The sequence below is a fragment of the Acidovorax sp. FG48 genome (assembly GCF_057809085.1).
Genome location: NZ_JBMDJH010000019.1, coordinates 34,928 through 53,623 on the forward strand (window position 1 = coordinate 34,928; position 18,696 = coordinate 53,623).

An 18,696-nucleotide genomic window follows, 5' to 3' on the forward strand; every position below is an offset into this window, starting at 1 on the left:
GAGCGCCGTCGCAGCGCTTGGCTGATGGCGGTCAGCGACCCAGCCCTGCCCCAACGGCCAGCACATACTCGATGAAGCTGTGACACGGGTGGCTCTGGTGCGCAAGCACATCTGCCTTGACCAAAACGCCCAACGGCCCCACCGCCTGTGACTTCCACGGCAAGACCGCCAGCTCTCCACGCTGAACCAGCGGCCGCAGCAGGCTGGCGGGCGCGCACATCAGCATGTCGCTGTCGGCCAGCATGGCGTATGCAATCTCGGTCGAACGGCTCGACACGCGGCACAGCTCAGGCACACCACCCAGTTCATCGAAGAGGCTCTCCACCTGCTGGGGTCCCAGCCCGGTCAGGGGTGGGGCCAGCCAGCGCTGCGCCAACAGCTCTGCGGCCGTGACGATGGCCTGCCGGGTCAGAGGGTGCTGGGGGCGGCAGACCACCACAAACCCGTCCTGCAGCGCTGCACGAAACCCAAACCCTTGCGGCAGCGGGGTCGGCTCACGGCAGATGGCCAGGTCCAGCGTGCCTTCCTGAATGCTCTCCAGCAAATTGTCGATCGTGACCTCGTGCACATCGATGGCTGCATCGGGATGCGCTGCGACGTAGGTCGGGATGGCCACCGTGAGCAGGCCGTTGATGCCCGCCGCTATGCTGCCAATGCGGATCAGTGCGGACGCAGCGCCCTGCTGCATCAGCGCGGCATTGCCCGCTGCCGCCTGCAGAGGGACCAGTGATGCGCGCAACAGCGGTAGCACCGCCTCTCCCAGGCGGGTCAAGCGCATGCCCTTGGAATGCCGCTCGAACAGGGGGCCGCCCAGAGAGCTTTCCAGTTCGACCAGCGCATGGGTCGCGGCGGGCTGGCTCAGGCCGATGGAGGAAGCCGCCCGGTGCAGGCTTTGCAGGTCGGCAATCGCAATGGCCAGCTGCAGGTGCTTGAGGCGCACCCGACCGAGGATGCGGTTGAACAGAACGGAAGGCGTCAAATCTGGCATGGGCTATTCAGAAATTGAATTCACTTGAAAAACAAGCATTGGCCTTGCAGCGCCTGCTGTGGAAATATTCCGAAGCTGGCACGGGCAAAGCCCGCGCCAAGCACATTCAATTAACGAATCTTATTCCCGCACCAGCCCCCTGCTGGCTGCGCGGGATGTCAGGAGACAAACCACCATGCCATCACCTCAGCGCCAGCCCCTGCGCACCAGCACCTTGCGCCCCACCCACTTCCTGCTCGCCCCGGTCGTGGGCGCACTCCTGGCCATGGGCCAGGCACAGGCCGCAGACACCCTGGACACCGCCTGCAAGACCACCGCCGAATGCCAGGCACAGGTCGCCAAGATCCAGGGGCTGGTCAAGGGGGACGCCACCAGCGCCTTGTCCAAGTCGCAGGACACCTTCTACTGGTTTGGCCGCATCAACATGGCATCGACCGTGGTCAACGTGGAGCAAGGCATCATCCCCAAAGCCCAGGCGGGCCGCATTGCGCGGGGCGTGGAGTTGTCGATCACGCAGGCGACGGCCCCGGGTGGCAAGCGCCCCACCGATGTGCTGCAGGTCGAGAAGATCATCACGGATGCCGTGGGTCCAGAGGCCACGCTGATCCACACCGGGCGCAGTCGCCAGGACATCCACTCCACCCTGAACGCCGCGCAGTTGCGGCTCGAGATGCTGGACTTTGCCGATGCGCTGGACCAGGTGCGCGCACGGCTCATCACCATCGCACAGGCGCACACCGCCACCTATGTGCCCGCCTACACCAATGGCGTGCAGGCCATGCCCATCAGCTATGGGCACTACCTCATGGCGTTTGCCGATTCGTTCGCCCGCGACTCGGCACGCATCCGCGAAGCCTATGCCCGCATCAACCTCAGCCCCATGGGCACGGCGGTGCTGGCCAACTCCAGCTGGGGCATCAACCGCGAGCGCCTGGCGCAGCTGCTGGGGTTTGACGGGCTCATCGTCAACTCGCTGGATGCGGGGCAGATCAGCACGTATGACATCCCTATCGAGGCCACATCCATCGCCAGCTCCACCGCCATACGCGTGGGCGCGTTGATGCAGGATGTGCACACCCAGTACCACCAGACGCGGCCATGGCTGCTGCTGGCCAGCGGCAAGACCTACACTAGCAGCGCCATGCCGCAAAAGGCCAACCCCGGCATCATCCAGAACACCCGCGCCAAGGCGAGCGACGTGGTGGCGTCGGCTCAGGCATCGCTGTGGCGGGCCCATAACGTCACCCCCGGCATGATCGACTACAAGAACACCTGGAGCCCCGGCAGCGCCAAAACCTTCGTCCAGGGCGTGGAAATGCTGCAGCAGCTGGCCGATGTGCTGGACTCGCTGCGCATCGACCCTGCCCGCGCACTGGACGAACTGGAATCCGAATGGACCACGTCGATGGAGCTGGCCGAAACCCTGCAGCGCACCCATGCCATTCCGTTCCGGGTGGGCCATCACTTTGCGTCGGACGTGGTGGTGTACGCCAAGGAACGCAACATCCGGCCCAAGGACTTTCCGTACGCCGAAGCCGTGCGCATCTATCGCGAAGCGGGCAAAAAGTACGACATCAAGGAACAGCGCCTGCCGCTGACGGAAAAGGAATTCCGCCGCGCCCTGTCCCCCGCCGAGATGGTGCTGACGCGCACCGGCACAGGCGGCCCCCAGCCCCAGGAGGTCGCGCGCATGGTGGCCGCCGCCAAGGACACGCTGGCCAAGAACCGCGCCTGGTCAACCGAAGCCCGGCAGCGCCTGCTGACCGCAGAGGCCGCGCTGAACGCGGCGTTTGAGGGCGTGAAGTCGCTGCCCTGACGCTCTCGCCGGGCGCCCGGGTGCCCCCACTCAGCGGGCCAACGCGGGCTGCGGGGTGCCGGGGCCACCGCCACGGCGTTGGGCCAGTGCGATGAGGATGTGAATGCCGACCGCCAGTGCCACCAGCACCACGGCACCCAGACCCCACAGCGCCCAGGCCAGGAAGGTCACCGCGCCAGCCAGAGCAGGCACCGCCTCCAGCACTGCCTGAACGATGGGACCTGCGGAGGAGACCAGAGCCTCCCACTGGCCCATCAGTTCCGGGGGCATCCAGGCCTTGAGCCAGGCGGGCATCAAGATCACGTCCGCCACCGCGCTGCCCCCCGCCAGGGCGCCCGCGCTGGACACCACCCACACGGTCACTGCATGCAGGGCCCAGCACGCCACCGACCACAGGGCCAGCAAGGCCAATGAGAGAAACCAGTTGATTGCGTAAAACATGCAAAACCTCCTTGAGTTGCGCAATGGGCAAGCGGTCAGTATGGGCAAACCGGCATGACATAGACACCAGCCCGGGCCGCACCTAGCATTCGGTTTTCTCGAACCTGAGGCCGTGCATGCTGAACTACCGCCACCTGTACTACTTCTGGATGGTTGCCAAGGAAGGCGGCTTTGCCCGGGCTGCAGACCGGCTGGAGATGGCCGTGCAGACCATCAGCGCACAGGTGCGAGACCTGGAGAAGTCGCTGGGCCACCAGCTCCTCAAGCCCTCGGGGCGCGGTGTGGCGCTGACCGAAGCCGGGCAGGCCGCGTTCACCCGGGCCGAAGAGATTTTTCAACTGGGTCAGTACATTGAAGAAGAAGTGCGTGAGGCCGCCACAGCCCGTGTGGCGCGGTTGTCGGTGGGGCTGTCGGACGGCATCTCCAAGCTGGCAGCCCATGCGCTGCTGAAGCCGGTGCTGGCAACGCCCCATCTGCGGCTGGTGTGCCACGAGGGAGAGTCGGACGAACTGCTGTCCGAGCTGGCCCTGCACCAGTTAGACGTGGTGCTGGCCGGGCAGGCAGCGCCGCGCATCCCACAGCAACGCCTGACCAGCGAACGCATCGCGCGCTCGCCGCTGCAGTGGTACGGACCAGCATCGCTGGTCAAGAAGGCAGCGCGCGACCGCTTTCCCCAGTCACTCCAAGATTTGCCAGTGCTACTGCCCACGCACCACGCGCCGTTGCGGGCCACGCTGGATGCGTGGTTTCAAGACCTGGGTCTGCAGCCGCGCGTGGTGGGCGAGTTTGAGGACAGCGCCTTGCTGGCCGTCTTTGCAGCGCGGGGGCTGGGGGTGTTTCCGGTCAGCCGCCTGGGGGCGCAAGACGTGGGGCTGGTGCGAGGCCTGCGCCTGCTGGGCGATTGCCCCGCGCTTTTTGAGGAGGTGCACGCCATCTGGTCGCGCAGAGGTCAGCACCACCCGCTGGTGCGGCAGATGGTGGAGGCGTCTGCGCGGTAAGGCGGCAGCATCAAAGCAGCCCTGCTTGTATCGCCTGGGCGCAAGCTGCAGGAGCAGCCGCGGCCGCCCTACCCAGCCCCGCCTAACGGCGATAGCGCGAACGCGGCTGCCAGCCGTCCCGGTACTGCGTCTGGACCCGCAGCGGCACCGGAACGCGCCGCAGCGCAGGCGCCGGTCTAACGGCATCACGGAACAGCCAGCGCGCGAGACGCTGGCGCAGAGTAGCAATGAGCGAAGGGATGGCAGACCAGAGATTCATGGATGGCTCCTTGTAGCGGTCGTTAGCAAGTGAACAGGAGCCCTGAATCTGCGGCCCGGCCTCGCCATCAAAAAGCAGGTTTTTTCTGGACCTGGCATCCAAAAATACGAGGCTTCGCGGCAGGTTTCAGGCGCATCGAATACACAGGATTTTCAAGCGCATCACGCAGATAAAGCCTGCTGGCTGGCTGCGCCCCTGCGGGCTACGGTGTCACCTTCAACCCAGGAGATTGCCCATGCAGATTCTTGTCAGAACCCATCACCCCGAAGCAGCGCAACTGCGTGATACGGTGGAGCGCCGCGTGCGATTTGCCTTCCGGCGGCTGAATGCCTTGGTGCCCCGTGCAGACATCAAACTGGATGACATCAATGGCCCCCGGGGCGGTGCAGACAAACGCTGCCAGATTGCCCTGCGCACCGACGGCGCAGGCCCGGTGGTGGTGTCGTCTGTGGCCAGAGACTGGCGCTGTGCGCTGGACGAAGCCCTGGCCAGTGCGGCACGCCATCTGCTGCGTGCCTGGCGCCGCCAGGCCACGCCTCGACGGCAGCGCCGCCGTGACCGGACGGCGGGTGCTGAACACTCTGGCGCCACGGAGCAACCCACCTGAAATGTCACTGCCGCTCCATGGAGCGGAAGGCCTGTGCAATACGCGGAAGCGGGCCGCCCTACCGCACACTGGCAGGTGCGGCACCCATCACCCAGCCATCACCCAGCCATCACTCCCCCAGAAGGCTCCCGAGCTCAGCGCCCTGCGCCACGGCCTTTTGCACCACATCGCGGGTGAGCGTGGGTACAAAGCTTTCAATGAACTGGTAGGCATACCCGCGCAGCCAGGCGCCACGCCGCAGGCCCAGGCGGGTGAGATTGACCTCGAACAGATGGCCCGCGTCGATGAGCCGCAGGTGGCGGTCGCGCTCTTCATCGACCGCGATGGACGCGACGATGCCCACGCCCATGTCCAGCTCCACGTAGGTCTTGATCACGTCGGCGTCCATGGCGGTGAGCACGATGTCGGGCGCAATGCCTTCGCGCGCAAAGGCCTCGTCGATGTGCGCGCGGCCGGTGTAGCCCAGCTCGTAAGTGATGATGGGGTACTGTGCCAGTTGCTCCAGCGTCACCGGGCTAGGCAGGTCCAGCAGGCGATGGCCCGGCGGTACCACGATGCTGTGCGTCCAGCGGTAGCACGGCAGGGTGACCAGGGCGTCATAGCCAGCCAGGGCCTCGGTGGCCACGCCGATGTCGGCCTCGCCGGACAGCAGCATCTCCGCCACCTGGCGCGGCGAGCCCTGGTGCAGGTGCAGCGACACATGCGGGAACAAGGCCCGAAAGTCGCGCACCACCTGCGGCAGCGCATACCGCGCCTGCGAATGTGTGGCCGCCACCGACAGGCGCCCCTGCGCGCTGTCGCTGAAGTCCTGGCCGGCGCGCCTGAGGTTGTCAGCCTCCAGCAGCAGGCGCTCTACCGTGGGCAGCAGCACTTCGCCAGGCGGTGTCAGGCCCGTGAGGCGCTTGCCCGCCCGCACAAAAATCTCCACGCCCAGCTCTTCCTCCAGCTCGCGGATCTGGCGGCTCACGCCAGGCTGCGAGGTGTGCAGGATGTGGGCCACTTCGGTCAGGTTGAAGCCCCGCCGCACGGTTTCGCGCACGGAGCGCAGTTGCTGAAAGTTCATAAATGAAAAACCGGTCCCACAATGTCCCTGTGACTGCCTCCTGCCAAGGCCCGTACTGGTGACGATCCCTTTGGCACGAAGCCATAGGGCCCATCGGGCAGAGAGCTCGCAGATACTATGTTTTTGATAGCATCAAGTGCATATTTCACTAGCGCATCAGTCACTTTTTTTGGTTTTCTGCCACACAGAGGCCTCACATGCCCCGCTGGCTCAGGTCGGGCACATAGCGGTCGGCCTGGATGTCGGGCGACAGGCCGTGGGTGATGACCTCGTCGGTGATGGGCAGGAACTGCGCGTTCCACTGCTCCCACGCCGTGCGCAATCGTTCGAACACTTCGGGGTATTTCTCGCGCAGGTTCGCGCGCTCCAGCGTGTCGGCTTCCACGTCGAACAGAAACTCGTTGTCGTTGATGCGCAGGTATTTGAAGCGCCCCTCGCGCACTGCGCGCTGGCGCTGTGACTTGTAGCGCCAGAACAGTGTGCGCGGGTGTGCAGGCGCATCGCCCAGCAGCACGGGCAGGATGTTCTCGCCGTCTGGTGGGTAGTCGGCATCGGGCGCCACGCCCGCAGCGGCCAGCAGCGTGGGCAGCCAGTCCATGGTGGCGGTGACCTGGTCGCTCACCTGCGGGGCAATGCGCGCAGGCCAGCGCAGCAGTGTGGGCACGCGGATCCCGCCTTCGAGCAGTTCGGTCTTCTGGCCGGTGAAGGGCCAGGTCTTGGAAAAGCGCTCGCCGCCGTTGTCGCTGGTGAACACCACGATGGTGTTGTCCGCCACGCCTTGTGCCTGGAGGGCATCCAGCACCTGGCCCACCGCCTTGTCGAGCGAGCGCACCATGCGCGCGTAGGTGGCCAGGTTGCCGCCGTCGTAGTGAAACAGGTTCTTCAGGCCCAGCGAGATTTCTTCGTCCTCCGGTCCCACCCAGGGCCAGTGCGGCGCAGTGAAGTGCAGCGACAAAAAGAACGGCTTGGTCGCGCTGCGCTCGCCGATCCAGCGCGTGGCCTCGTCGGCCAGCAGCTGGGTGTAGTAACCCACGCGCTCCACCAGCACTTCGCCTTCGTACAAATCGCGCGCCACGGCATCACCCACGCCGGGCTTGTGGGTGAAGTAATCGATGGCGCCGCCGTAGTTGCCAAAGAAGCGGTCGTAACCGCTCTTGAGCGGGCCGAATGTGGGCAGGCTGCCCAGGTGCCACTTGCCGATCAGCGCCGTGTCATAGCCCGCATCGCGCAGCAGCGATGGCAGCGTGGGGTGCTCGGGCGGCAGGCCGTGTACATGGGCCTTGCGCAACAGGGGTTCTTCCAGCCCGCCACGCAGGCGGTACTGGTAGCGCCCGGTGATCAGCGCAAACCGCGTGGCAGAGCACACGGCCGAGTTGGCATAGGCCTGGGTGAAGCGTACGCCCTCGCCCGCCAGCGCATCGAGGTGCGGCGTGGTGAAGTCGGCCTGACCGTACACACTGAGGTCGGCCCAGCCCAGGTCGTCGGCCAGGATGAAGACGATGTTGGGCGCTTGTGTGGATGCGGAGGCGGCCACATTGGTGGTGATGCTCATGCCGCCCCCTTGACCTTGCCAGCGGCGTCGGTCTCGCGCCACTGCTTGTCGAGCTTGAGGTCCTTCACAGCCTGCAGCACGAAACTGGGCTGGAACCAGGCCTTCACGTCAAAGGTCTGGCGCACCAGCCCCAGCTTGACGCCGTCCTCCAGCACGCCCTGGTAACCGGCGATGAAGCCCTCGTCCAGCAGCGGCGAGTAGCGCGCATTGAGGTTGTCGCCCGCCAGCTCTTCGCGGAACGACAGCTCGGGGTTGCCGCTGTTGTCGGCGTAGAGCTTGATGAGCGCCTCGCGGTTGCCCTCTTGCGAAGACCAGTGGGCAGCCCGCACCAGTTGGGTCACCAGGCGCTGGGTGAGCTGCGGGTTTTGCGCGGCGAAATCCTCGGTGGCCAGGATGCCCGAGTTGATGGTGTAGTCCGGCCCCCGGCCCTTGGTGCTCAGCGCGATCTGCGCGCCCTGCGCCTTGAGCAGGAACAGGTCCGAGCCGCCAAACGTGGCATCGATCTGCCCGGCCACTACGGCAGCCTTGGAGGTGGGCCAGTCCATGTTGATGAGCTTCACGTCCTTTTCGGTCAGGCCCGCTGTGGCCAGCAGGTTGTCGAATGTGCGCTGGTAGGCCGTACCCTTTAGCACCGTGACCTTCTTGCCCTTGAGGTCGGCCACCGTCTTGATGCTCACACCCGGCGCGGTGGCCAGGTAGCTGTTGCTGCCCCTGCCCGTGGCCGCGATGAAGCGGGTGGGCAGGCCACGCGCGCGGCCGATGACAGCGGCAAGATCGCCCAGCGAGACGACGTCGAGCTGCTTGGCCGACAGCGCCTCGTGCACGGCCGGACCTGCGCCGCGAAAGAAGTTCCACTCGATCTTGATGCCGTCCTTGGCAAATTCATCTTCGAGCCACTTGTTGGCCTGCAGCACCGCAAACACGCTGCCGCCCGGCGAGGGCTTGCCGGCGGTGCCCAAGTCGGGAGAGCCGATGCGGATGACCTTGGCAGGCGACTGGGCGCGCAGCACCAGAGGGGCGGCCAATGTGGCAGCGCCAGCCACCAGCAGCGAGCGGCGTGTGGAGAAAACAGAGGAGTTTTTTGGTGTCATGGGAATCTCGGGAATCAGAAAAGGGAGAACAAAAAATCAAACGGCAAACTGCCACTGCGCAGCGGGTGCCAGCTGCTCGCCGCGCTTGAGCGGCGGCTCGGCCAGGTCGGCCGCCGGGTGGCCCGCAAACTCGCGCAGCACGCTGTCCTTGATGGCGGTGAACGCGTGCGAAGTACGCTCGCGCGGATGGGGCAGCCCCACCGGCACAGTACGGCGGATGCGGCCAGGGCGCGGCTCCATCACCACCACGCGGTCGCCCAGGTACACGGCCTCTTCCACGTCGTGGGTCACCAAGATCATGGTGATGCCCTCTTGCTGCCAGATGCGGTGCAGCTCCTGCTGCAGGTGGGCGCGGGTCATGGCGTCGAGCGCGCCAAAGGGCTCATCCAGCAGCAGGATGTCGGGCCGGTTGACCAGCGCCCGCGCAATCGCCACGCGCTGCGACATGCCGCCCGAGAGCTGGTGCGGGTAGGCAGTCTCGAACCCCTCCAGCCCCACCAGCGCAATGTGCTCACGCACAGTGGCGCGCTGCTGGCCCTCGGTCAGGCTGGAGTTGAGCAGGCCCAGCGCCACGTTCTTCTCGACCGTAAGCCAGGGAAACAGGCGGTGCTCCTGGAACACGATGCCCCGGTTGAGGCTGGTGCCCACAATGCGCTGGCCGTTGAGCAGGATCTCGCCCTGATAGTCCCCCTCCAGCCCGATGACTAGGCGCAGCAGCGTGGACTTGCCGCAACCGCTGGAGCCCACGATGCTCACGAACTCGCCAGGCTCGATGGTGAGGTTGATGTCCTGCAGCACAGGCAGGGCTTCGCCCTTGACCTCGTACTGCTTGTTCAGGCCGCGAATGGCCAGGGTACCGGCGTGTGCCATGGTGTGTTCCTTGTGTTCGTATGGGGATGCAGATTCAGTACTGCGCTACCGTGCGGTCGCGCCAGGCCAGCAGGCGCTTTTCCAGCGCACCCAGCAGCGCGTTCAGTGCAAAGCCCACCAGGCCCACCACCACCACGCCAAACAGCACCAGGTCCATCCAGAAGTGCTCGCGCCCGTCGATGAGCGTGTTGCCAATGCCCTTGCCCGAGGCCAACAGGTATTCGGCCCCCAGCGTGGCCAGCCAGCTGTAGATCAGCGAGAGCTGGATGCCGGTGAACAGCGAGGGCGCGGCCGCAGGCGCCACCACGCGGCGCAGCGTTTGCCACACGCTGAACTCGTACACACGGGCCACCTCCAGGTATTCGCGCGGCACGCTGCGCAGTCCCTCCAGCGTGTTGAGAACCACCGGAAAGAACGCGGCCATGACAATGAAGGCCACCTTGGCGGCATCGCCCAGGCCAAACCACATCGACAGCATCGGAATCCACGCAAACAGCGAGATCTGCTTGAGCGTGTGGAAGGTGGGCCCCACCAGCCGCTCGGCCCAACGGGACCAGCCCAGCAGCGCGCCCACCGCCAGACCGATGCTGGAGCCAATGCCGAAGCCCCAGGCCATGCGCCACAGGCTGGCCGACAAGGCCACCCAAAGCTCACCGCTGACGACCTGGCCCACGCCGCGCTGCCACACGGCCAGCGGCGACACCAGCAGGGGCGAATCGGACGCACCCGAGGCCACCACTGCCCACCACACGGCCAGGATCAGCACGGGCAGCACCCAGCCCCGCAGGCGTGGCGGCACTTTGTGGAACAGGTTGCGTTGCACGTTCACAGAAGACATTTGCACACCCCTTTCACAGCCCCGGCTTGCGCCAGCGCAGCAGCCACGCCTCGGACATGGCCAGCAGCTTGTCGATCACAAAACCCACGATGCCCACGGCCAGCACGGCGGCCAGCACCACGTCCAGCTGAAAGAGCTGGCGGCCATAGACGATGAGGAAGCCGATGCCCTCGGACGACGCCAGCAGCTCCACCACCACCAGCGCCAGCCAGGCATGGGTGAGCCCATAGCGCACGCCGTTCCAGATAGGCGCCGTGGCCGCCGGAAACACCACCTTGCGCAGCATTTGCCAGCGGGTAAAGCCATACACACGCGCCACCTCCACCAGCCGGTTGGGCACGTTCCGGATGCCCTGGCAGGTGTTGATGGCCACGGGCACCAGCGCAGCCTTGGCGATCAGCAGAAACTTCAATGCCTCATCGATGCCCACCACCAGAATCAGCAGCGGCAGCCAGCCGATCACCGGCACCTGGCTGAACGCCTTGAACAGCGGGAACAAATAGTCGCGGAAGGTGGGCGACAGGCCCATGGCACCGCCCAGCAGCAGGCCCAGCGACAGGCCAATGCCAAAGCCCGCAAACACGCGGACCATGCTGATGCGCAGGTGGTCCCACAGCTCGCCGCTGGCCAGCAGCTCACCAAACACCTTGAACACGGCAGCGGGCGGAGGCAGCACCTGCTCGGGAACCCAGCCCCACACGGCGGACAACTGCCACAGTGCCAGCACGGCCAGCGGAAAAGGCCAGGCCCAGAGTGAGCGACCTGCCCAGGACCAGGACGCCTTGGTTCTTGCCGCTGCAACGCGCCGCGCGGGCGTGTCCGGCAGCGGCTCCAACGGGTGCGTGGGGCTGGCAGGCCCGGCCGCATTCAGTGCGGGTATCGCCATCTTTTGCATGTCCTTTCGGGTGGAAAAAGTGCTACCGCCCAGGGCTGGGTGGGCAACTTCAATAACAACCAAAAAGAATGTAAAAGACGTTTGTTATAAAAATAAATGGTTAATACTCATATGCAATGACAAAGATGTTTGCGGCATGAGCAGCGGTGCAGACGTTATGAGCGGGGCCAGACGCGGGCACAAAAAAACCCGCCAGGCACTGGGTGCCGGCGGGTTGCAAAGGGCGGTTTTCACCGGCCCGGTCCCCCTACCTAGGATTCAATCCTTCTGGCGCAGAGCCCACTACTAGGGCGCGGTTGCCAAGTCCCCGTTGGCGCCATACACGGGCCAGTAGGCCTCCAGCTTCAGTTCCTTGAGTGCGGCATTCAGGTAGCGGCGGTCAAACCAGCTGTCGATCTCGGGCTTCTTGCGGATCAGCTTGAGCTTGAATGCCTCATCGGCCGCGTCCTTGTAGCGCGCTACCAGAAACGGGTCGAGCAGCGGCGACAGGCGCACACGCAGCGGCTGGCCGATGAAGTCTTCGCGCCACACCTTCTCGGGGTACTCGGCCTTGCCCCATTGCGCAAACAGCTCGGCACGGCGGTTTTCGTCGGAATATTTGTGGGCGTACTGCACCACGGTCTTGACCACACGCTCCACGGCCTTGGGGTGGCGGGCAGCGAACTCGTCGGTCACCAGCAGTGCTGTCTGGCGGGTGTACTTGTACGAATCTTCCGCAGCCGACCACACCACCTTGGCCAGGCCCTGATCGCGCAGCTTGAAGAACCCCACGTAGCCAAAAGCGGCGTCAATGTCTTTGCTCACCAACGCGGCCTCGGCACTGGGCAGGTCCAGGTTGACCAGCTTCACATCGCGCTCGCTCAGACCCTTGTCGGCCAGCGCACGCACGGCGGCCAGGTGCAGGTTGGTGCCCTTGAACACCGCCACCTTGCGGCCTTTGAGGTCTTCGATGCGCCGGATGTTGGAATCCGGCGGCACTGCCAAGTACAGGCCGGTACGCACGCCGCTGCCGAGGATGATTTTGGTCTTCACATCGCTGGCCCGGTGCACGATAGACGGCAGGTCGCCCTGCCATGCAAAGTCCAATTGCTTGTTGACCAGCGCCTCGTTCACGGCGGGGCCTGCGCCCTTGAAGAAAGTCCACTGCACCTTCACGCCGTCTTTCTTGAACTCTTCTTCCAGCGCGCCATCGGTGTAGGCCAGCGCGGCCGACGTGCCGCCGTGGCGCACGGGGTCGCTGCCCACGCCGCCGGTGGCCACGCCAATGCGGATCACCTTCAGCGGCTCTGCCGTCTGTGCAGCGGCGCTGCCCGCCCACAGGCCCAGCGCCAAGGCAGCGCCTGCTGCGGTCAAGGCCTTGCGGCGGGTGGTATTCCAGGGTGTTTTTTTCATGGGTGTCGCTCTTTCGTAGGGGTTGCGTTGGGACGGTGCGCGGGCCACGCCCTGCACCTGTCGAGCCCCACTCTAGGCACGCCCGGCAATGCGGCCAACGACCAAAAACAGATATCCAAATGCGCAAGCGCCCTACCCGCTCGCCTGACTGCAGCGCCTGTTTTTCCAACTATCGATATGCGAACAGCTTCGTTGGTGTGCAGCGCTTGCAGTGTCCCAATGGCATGGCCGTTCTCTTTCCACCACCCTCGTTTCAGAAAGCAGCACCATGTCCAAGATCAACGACTTGCACCCCACCTTCACCCGCTTTGCGGTGGAGCCCTACACCCCCACCATCGGCGCCGTCATCCACGACCTGGACCTGCGCCAGCCGCTGGATGCCACCACGCAGGCCGAGCTGCGCCAGGCCCTGGCCGTGCACGAGGTGCTGTTCTTCCGCGACCAGCACATCACGCCGCAGCAGCAGGTGGACTTCACCCGCACCTTTGGCAACGTGGCCGAGGTCAAGGCGTTCTTCCCCCGGCTGGAAAACCACCCCGAGATCGAAATCGTGGAAAGCACCGCCGAGCGCCCCAAGGCGTCGAGCAACTGGCACGCCGACATCACCTGGCGCGAGCAGCCACCGCTGGGCACCAGCCTGTATGCGCAGGTGATTCCGGCCAGCGGTGGCGACACACTATGGGCCAGCCTCACCGCTGCCTACGCCAGCCTGCCGCCCGCCTTCCAGGCTTATCTGGAGACGCTCACGGCCGTGCACACCTGGGAGATCAGCGGCTGGACCGAGTACCTGCTACGCAAGGACGCCAGCGGTGACGAGCTGAAGGCCGCGCGCGCCAAGTACCCGCCGGTGGAACACCCGGTGGTGCGCGTGCACCCGGTCACGGGCAAGAAGGTGCTGTATGTGAACTCCACCTTCACCAGCCACATCAAGGGCCTGTCGCGCGTGGAGAGCGACACCCTGCTGACCCAGCTGTTTGCCCTGCCCCAGGTGCCCGAGTTCCAGGCCCGCCTGCGCTGGGCGCCAGGCACGCTGGCGGTGTGGGACAACCGCTCCACCCAGCACTACGCGGTGGGCGACTTCTTCCCGCAGCACCGCAAGCTGCATCGCATCACTATCACTGAGTAGCCCCCTGAGTCGCCTTCGGCGCCTTCCCAGGGATGTCCTGCATCACCCTCGCGAGTCGGTGGTAGTGCGGATCGGGACAGTCCGCAAGGCGTCTTTTTGCAGCCAATAGCCGAGCTATTGGCAAAAAAAGCAACGCAGCGGATGGCCCGAGGCCGCGCTATCACCGACCGCAGGGAGTGATGCAGGACATCCCCGAAGGGGGACGCACCCGGTGGTCCGGCGAAGCCGGTTCCACGGGTGCACTCGCCTGGGCCGCGCCAGTCTCGCGAGCTGCGGGCCCATTCAACAGTCGTTTTGAAAATACCCATGACCCAACCCGACACATCAAGAAAGCTGCGCCTCGGCGCCTTCATCATGGCCACGGGCCACCACATTGCCGCGTGGCGCCACCCCGGTTCGCAGGCCGATGCGGGTGTGAACATCGACCACTACATCGAACTGGCGCAGACCGCAGAGCGCGGCCTGTTCGACCAGGTGTTTGTGGCCGACAGCCCGGGCGTGTGGCACAAGGGCGACCGCGAGTCCTTCAGCCGCCAGGGGCGGCTCTCGCACTTCGAGCCCGTCACGCTGTGGGCCGCGCTGTCGGCTGTGACCAAGCACATCGGCTTTGTGGCCACGGCATCCACCACCTACGAAGACCCGTACCTGCTGGCACGCAAGTTCGCGTCGCTGGACCACATTAGCAAAGGCCGCGCCGCCTGGAACGTGGTGACCACCAGCGCCGAGAACGTGCACGGCAACTTTGGTCTGGATGCCCACCCCGACCCCGCGTTGCGGTACGAGCGCGCCCACGAGTTTGTGGACGTGGTCAAGGGCCTGTGGGACAGCTTTGACGACGACGCCTTCACCCGCGACAAGGCCAGCGGCGTGTACTTTGACCCCGACAAGCTGCACACGCTGAACCACATCGGCAAGCACCTGAAGGTGCAGGGGCCGCTCAACATCGAGCGCTCGCCCCAGGGCCACCCGGTGATCGTGCAGGCAGGCTCTTCCGAAGATGGCAAGGAGCTGGCCGCCGCCACGGCCGAGGCCATCTTCACCGCCTGGACCAGCCTGGCTGAGGCCCAGGCGTTCTACAAGGACGTGAAAGGCCGCATGGCCAAGTACGGTCGCTGGCCCGACGAGCTGCTGGTGCTGCCCGGCATCTCTCCGGTCATCGGCCGCACCGAGGAAGAAGCCCAGGCCAAGTGGGCCGAGCTGCAGGCACTGATCCACCCCAGCGTGGGCCTGGCCACGCTGGCGCCCTTCTGGCCCGGCGAAGACCTCACACAATGGAACCTGGACGCACCGCCACCCTACATCCCCGAGCCACCCAAGGGCATCAACAGCCGAGCGCATGTGGTGCTGCAACTGGCCCGCCGCGAGAACTACACCGTGCGCCAGTTGTACGAATACCTGGCCGGCGCGCGCGGCCACTGGGTGGTGGTGGGCACGCCGCAGACCATTGCAGACCGCATGCAGGAATGGTTTGAGAACGGCGCGGCCGATGGCTTCAACGTGATGCCGCCCGTGCTGCCCCAGTCGCTCAACGAATTTGTGGACCTGGTGGTGCCGGAGCTGCAGCGGCGCGGGCTGTTCCGCACCGCATACGAAGGCAACACGCTGCGGGAGAACCTGGGCCTGGCGCGGCCTGCCAGCCGCTACGCCACACCGCTGGCCAAGGCAGCGTGACACCGGAGGGCCACCGCTTCATGCCCCGCCCCACAGCGCGGCGGGGTTAGGGTGGCTTGGCGGGCGTGGCGCACCCGCCTTGACGCGGCGCACGGGCAGGTCGGTGGCAAGGCGCTTGACAGCAGTGCCCCGGGAGGCGGTCTGAAAGCCGTGCGGTGCCACCAGCACGTCCGTGCGCGCTTCGCGCAAGATGCGTTGCGCCACGCTCTCGAAGAACCAGTCCACCCACGGGGACGCGGGATGCCTGCCCACCACAATCAGGTCGGCCCCAGCGCTTTGCTGTGCCACCAGCACCTGTCGCGCCGGATCGCCCCGGCCGATGGACGATGACAACCGATTGCGCCGCGCGTCGTACGAGTCGGTCAGCGTGAACATGCGGTCTTGCGCATGGCGCCTGCACTGCTCGCGGTAGATCTGGATGGCGCGCTCCGACACCTCGGCATACCGCAGCTTGCCCTCATTGGCTGTGCTGATGGCATGGAACAGTTCCACACGTGCGCGGGGGTGCAGTGCCAGGCCTAGCTCGACCAATCGGTGCGATGCCTGCGAAAAGTCCACCGCCACCAACAGGCTCTGGTAGGTCTGGTCCGCCGCGTTGCGCACCACGACCACGGGGCGCTGGCAAGCACGCAGCAGCTGCAGGGCGGGGTGCGTGCCCCACCAGGCCCGCAGCCCCCGCTGCGGTGCCGTGCCCCACACCACCAGGTCGTGCGCGGCTGCCGCACGGGCGATGTCTGCCACCGTGCAATCCACGCGCGATACGGCCTGCACAGCGATCTGGTGGCGCTGCCGCAGCTGCAGCGCATGGTGCGACAGGCGCACCGCCACATCGGGGGGTGGCACCTCGCCGGGTGCGGAGAGATACACCAGCTGCAACGCAGCCCGATGCTCGGCGCCCAGCAACGCCGCGCGTGCTAGCGCGTGCCCTCCCAGTTCAGAAAAATCGGTGACGACGAGGATGGAGCGAGGGGTCATGGTGGTACGTCCTTCTGTGGTGAACAACGCGCACTCCTCCAACGGCTGCCAATGTAATTGGCGCCGGTCTGGTGGGAAGTGATCTGGTGGCACGGCCCGCAGCGGGCCGGCGTGCGAAGGCGACTAGGTGAGGTAGTCGCCCGTGGCCTCGGGCTGGTACTGGATGCTCTCGATGGTGGCGGAGCACTCTTCGCCGTGCGGCGTTTGCCACTTGGCCATATCTCCAACCCGCAGGCCCAGCAGGCTGATACCCACCGGCGACAGCACCGAGATAAAGCCCGCCGCAGGCTCGGCGTCCTGCGGGTAGCACAGGGTCAGCACCTGGCGCCGGTGGGTGTGCGGGTCCACCAGCTCCACGCGGGAGTTCATGGTGACCACATCCGCACGCACGGTGCGCGGGCTGGTGATGTCGGCGTTGGCCAGCAGGTCATCCAGCAAGGGCGCTGGCCGGTTGCCGACCAGCTTGGTCAGGCGCGAATAGTCCAGGTCGGTGAGCGTGCGCTCGCCAGGGGTCACAACTGCATGCATACAAAGCACTCCATCGAATGCGGCGGTGCCCCGTGGGGACAAGACGGCCGCTACCGCGCTTGGCTGGTGCCCGGCGGTGGATGGTTGCGCTACAAGGGGATGAGGAGAGAGGGTGCCGCCGGGCTCAGGAATGTGCTGGCGTCAGCTGACGACGCGCGTTCTTCTTGGCCACCGCTCGCGCGCAGGCCGCTGCGCGGGGCAGCACAGCCAGGGCGGCAAAAGGGCAAACCAGAAGGGTCGTCATGGGCCCGAGTGTAGGCAACACGGGCGGTTCTGGGGGCAATAGCCCCAGGGTTCTTGCCAGATAGCGGCTGGTCAAGCCCCGGGCACGGCGAGCCGCGCTGCCTGCCAAAGCGACACGCAGGCCTGTGCCACAAGGTGAGGGCTGCGCAGAGCCGCACGGCGTTGCGCCGTCGGCCCTGCGCCCTGCTCCCGACTCACAGCTTGGCGATCGACACCTCTGTGGACTTGACCAATGCGACCACATCGGAGCCCACGACCAGGCCCAGGTCGTCCACCGAGCGGGTGGTGATGACGGAGGTCACGATGCCCCAGGGGGTTTCGACATCGACCTCGGAGACGACGTCGCCGCGAATGATCTCGCGCACTTTGCCCTTGAACTGGTTGCGAACGTTGATGGCTTGGATGGACATGGGGTTCTCCTAAAAAGTCCGTTGAAAGAAAAAAGAAAAGGGGGAAAGAGGAAAGAGGTGAAAGCTCACACGGCCCAGCGCAGCCCGTGCGCGGGCACACCTGGCCAGGGGGCCTCGTGCGCCGGGTCGCCATCGGGCTTTTGCAGCACGCGGTCCAGGATGCGTTTTTCGATGGCGGCAAACGCGGCGTCGCCGTGCGAGCGGGGACGTGGCAGGTCGATGCGCTGGTCCAGCGCAATCTGGCCGTCCTCGATCAGGATCACGCGGTCGGCCAGGGCCACGGCCTCCTGCACGTCGTGGGTCACCAGCAGCGCGGTAAAGCCGCTGGTGCGCCAAAGGCCTTCGATCAGGCGGTGCATCTCGATGCGCGTCAGCGCATCCAGTGCGCCCAGCGGCTCGTCGAGCAACAGCAAACGCGGGTTGTGCACCAGGGCACGTGCCAGCGCCACGCGCTGGCGCTGGCCGCCCGACAGGCGCGCCGGCCACTCGGTCAACCGGTCGCCCAGCCCCACGCGCGCCAGCACGTCGGCCGCAGCGCCGCGCCGCTCGGGCGGCAGGCCCAGGGCCACGTTGTCGGCCACACGCTTCCAGGGCAGCAGGCGCGAGTCCTGGAACATGATGCGGGTGTCACCGCTCAGGCCGTCGATGTCTTTGCCATCGATGCGGATCGCGCCGCCCGAGACGGACTCCAGGCCCGCCACCAGGCGCAGCAACGTGCTCTTGCCGCAGCCGCTGCGGCCCACGATGGCGACGAACTGGCCGGGTTCGATGACCAGGTCGGCCTTCTGGAGCACATTGCGCGCGCCGTAGCGTTTGTCCACGCCGCACACTTCCAGGCGCACGCCCTGGGGTTGTAAAGATGAACTGGTGGTCAAAAAGGTCTCCTGCTCTAGTGGCTATTGCGCCAGCAGCTATAAAAATGTGAGTATTCAA

General features: G+C 65.8%; 19 protein-coding genes. 5 read left to right on the forward strand and 14 right to left on the reverse strand.

The window, feature by feature from the left end; all coding sequences use genetic code 11:
• Nucleotides 1-31: 31 nt before the first annotated feature.
• Nucleotides 32-988 carry a LysR family transcriptional regulator gene (locus ACODSU_RS20610; RefSeq protein WP_488844393.1) on the reverse strand — a complete coding sequence of 319 codons (957 nt, stop codon included), beginning with the start codon at nt 986-988 and terminating at the stop codon, nt 32-34.
• Nucleotides 989-1,163: 175 nt separating this feature from the next.
• On the opposite strand from ACODSU_RS20610, the gene ACODSU_RS20615 reads away from it, so the two are divergent.
• Entirely contained in the window at nt 1,164-2,804 is a 1,641-nt protein-coding gene (locus ACODSU_RS20615) for an argininosuccinate lyase (protein ID WP_488844395.1), read from the forward strand.
• Nucleotides 2,805-2,834: 30 nt separating this feature from the next.
• On the opposite strand, the gene ACODSU_RS20620 is transcribed toward ACODSU_RS20615, so the two are convergent.
• Nucleotides 2,835-3,245: a hypothetical protein gene (locus ACODSU_RS20620; RefSeq protein WP_209819406.1), complete on the reverse strand. Its 411-nt coding sequence runs from the start codon at nt 3,243-3,245 to the stop codon at nt 2,835-2,837.
• A 116-nt stretch (nt 3,246-3,361) separates the two neighbouring features.
• On the opposite strand from ACODSU_RS20620, the gene ACODSU_RS20625 reads away from it, so the two are divergent.
• Nucleotides 3,362-4,243: a LysR substrate-binding domain-containing protein gene (locus ACODSU_RS20625; protein WP_488844397.1), complete on the forward strand. Its 882-nt coding sequence runs from the start codon at nt 3,362-3,364 to the stop codon at nt 4,241-4,243.
• Nucleotides 4,244-4,325: 82 nt separating this feature from the next.
• Here ACODSU_RS20625 and ACODSU_RS20630 read toward each other — a convergent pair whose 3' ends face one another.
• Nucleotides 4,326-4,502 (reverse strand): hypothetical protein, encoded by a 177-nt coding sequence (locus tag ACODSU_RS20630; protein ID WP_488844399.1) that lies wholly within the window; start codon nt 4,500-4,502, stop codon nt 4,326-4,328.
• Between the two features lie 235 nt (nt 4,503-4,737).
• Between ACODSU_RS20630 and ACODSU_RS20635 the strand changes: the two genes are divergently transcribed.
• Nucleotides 4,738-5,109: an HPF/RaiA family ribosome-associated protein gene (locus ACODSU_RS20635; protein WP_488844401.1), complete on the forward strand. Its 372-nt coding sequence runs from the start codon at nt 4,738-4,740 to the stop codon at nt 5,107-5,109.
• Nucleotides 5,110-5,218: 109 nt separating this feature from the next.
• Here ACODSU_RS20635 and ACODSU_RS20640 read toward each other — a convergent pair whose 3' ends face one another.
• From ACODSU_RS20640 to ACODSU_RS20670, 7 genes are all read right to left on the reverse strand, one after another.
• Nucleotides 5,219-6,172, reverse strand: a complete 954-nt coding sequence (locus ACODSU_RS20640; RefSeq protein ID WP_488844403.1) for a CysB family HTH-type transcriptional regulator — start codon at nt 6,170-6,172, stop codon at nt 5,219-5,221.
• Between the two features lie 193 nt (nt 6,173-6,365).
• Nucleotides 6,366-7,724, reverse strand: a complete 1,359-nt coding sequence (locus ACODSU_RS20645; RefSeq protein WP_488844405.1) for a sulfatase family protein — start codon at nt 7,722-7,724, stop codon at nt 6,366-6,368.
• On the reverse strand, nt 7,721-8,815 hold the full coding sequence (locus ACODSU_RS20650; RefSeq protein WP_488844407.1) for an ABC transporter substrate-binding protein: 1,095 nt from the start codon (nt 8,813-8,815) through the stop codon (nt 7,721-7,723). Before ACODSU_RS20650 ends, ACODSU_RS20645 begins: the two co-directional genes overlap by 4 nt.
• Before the next feature lie 36 nt (nt 8,816-8,851).
• Complete coding sequence (locus ACODSU_RS20655) at nt 8,852-9,685, reverse strand: ABC transporter ATP-binding protein (protein ID WP_488844409.1); 834 nt, start codon at nt 9,683-9,685, stop codon at nt 8,852-8,854.
• Nucleotides 9,686-9,719: 34 nt separating this feature from the next.
• Nucleotides 9,720-10,523 carry an ABC transporter permease gene (locus ACODSU_RS20660; RefSeq protein WP_488844411.1) on the reverse strand — a complete coding sequence of 268 codons (804 nt, stop codon included), beginning with the start codon at nt 10,521-10,523 and terminating at the stop codon, nt 9,720-9,722.
• A gap of 13 nt (nt 10,524-10,536) precedes the next feature.
• The gene (locus ACODSU_RS20665) at nt 10,537-11,409 is read right to left on the reverse strand and encodes an ABC transporter permease (RefSeq protein ID WP_488844413.1); all 873 of its coding nucleotides are present in this window, start codon (nt 11,407-11,409) and stop codon (nt 10,537-10,539) included.
• Between the two features lie 294 nt (nt 11,410-11,703).
• The gene (locus tag ACODSU_RS20670) at nt 11,704-12,810 is read right to left on the reverse strand and encodes an ABC transporter substrate-binding protein (RefSeq protein WP_488844415.1); all 1,107 of its coding nucleotides are present in this window, start codon (nt 12,808-12,810) and stop codon (nt 11,704-11,706) included.
• A 268-nt stretch (nt 12,811-13,078) separates the two neighbouring features.
• On the opposite strand from ACODSU_RS20670, the gene ACODSU_RS20675 reads away from it, so the two are divergent.
• Entirely contained in the window at nt 13,079-13,936 is an 858-nt protein-coding gene (locus ACODSU_RS20675) for a TauD/TfdA dioxygenase family protein (RefSeq protein WP_488844417.1), read from the forward strand.
• Between the two features lie 306 nt (nt 13,937-14,242).
• Nucleotides 14,243-15,607 (forward strand): LLM class flavin-dependent oxidoreductase, encoded by a 1,365-nt coding sequence (locus tag ACODSU_RS20680; protein WP_488844419.1) that lies wholly within the window; start codon nt 14,243-14,245, stop codon nt 15,605-15,607.
• An 18-nt stretch (nt 15,608-15,625) separates the two neighbouring features.
• Here the strand turns inward: ACODSU_RS20680 and ACODSU_RS20685 are convergent, their stop codons facing one another.
• From ACODSU_RS20685 to ACODSU_RS20700, 4 genes are all read right to left on the reverse strand, one after another.
• Nucleotides 15,626-16,582, reverse strand: a complete 957-nt coding sequence (locus ACODSU_RS20685; RefSeq protein WP_488844421.1) for a universal stress protein — start codon at nt 16,580-16,582, stop codon at nt 15,626-15,628.
• Between the two features lie 123 nt (nt 16,583-16,705).
• Nucleotides 16,706-17,110 carry a GreA/GreB family elongation factor gene (locus tag ACODSU_RS20690; protein WP_060984831.1) on the reverse strand — a complete coding sequence of 135 codons (405 nt, stop codon included), beginning with the start codon at nt 17,108-17,110 and terminating at the stop codon, nt 16,706-16,708.
• Between the two features lie 437 nt (nt 17,111-17,547).
• Nucleotides 17,548-17,763 carry a TOBE domain-containing protein gene (locus ACODSU_RS20695; RefSeq protein WP_015013774.1) on the reverse strand — a complete coding sequence of 72 codons (216 nt, stop codon included), beginning with the start codon at nt 17,761-17,763 and terminating at the stop codon, nt 17,548-17,550.
• Nucleotides 17,764-17,828: 65 nt separating this feature from the next.
• Nucleotides 17,829-18,638, reverse strand: a complete 810-nt coding sequence (locus tag ACODSU_RS20700; RefSeq protein ID WP_488844423.1) for an ATP-binding cassette domain-containing protein — start codon at nt 18,636-18,638, stop codon at nt 17,829-17,831.
• Nucleotides 18,639-18,696 lie beyond the last annotated feature (58 nt).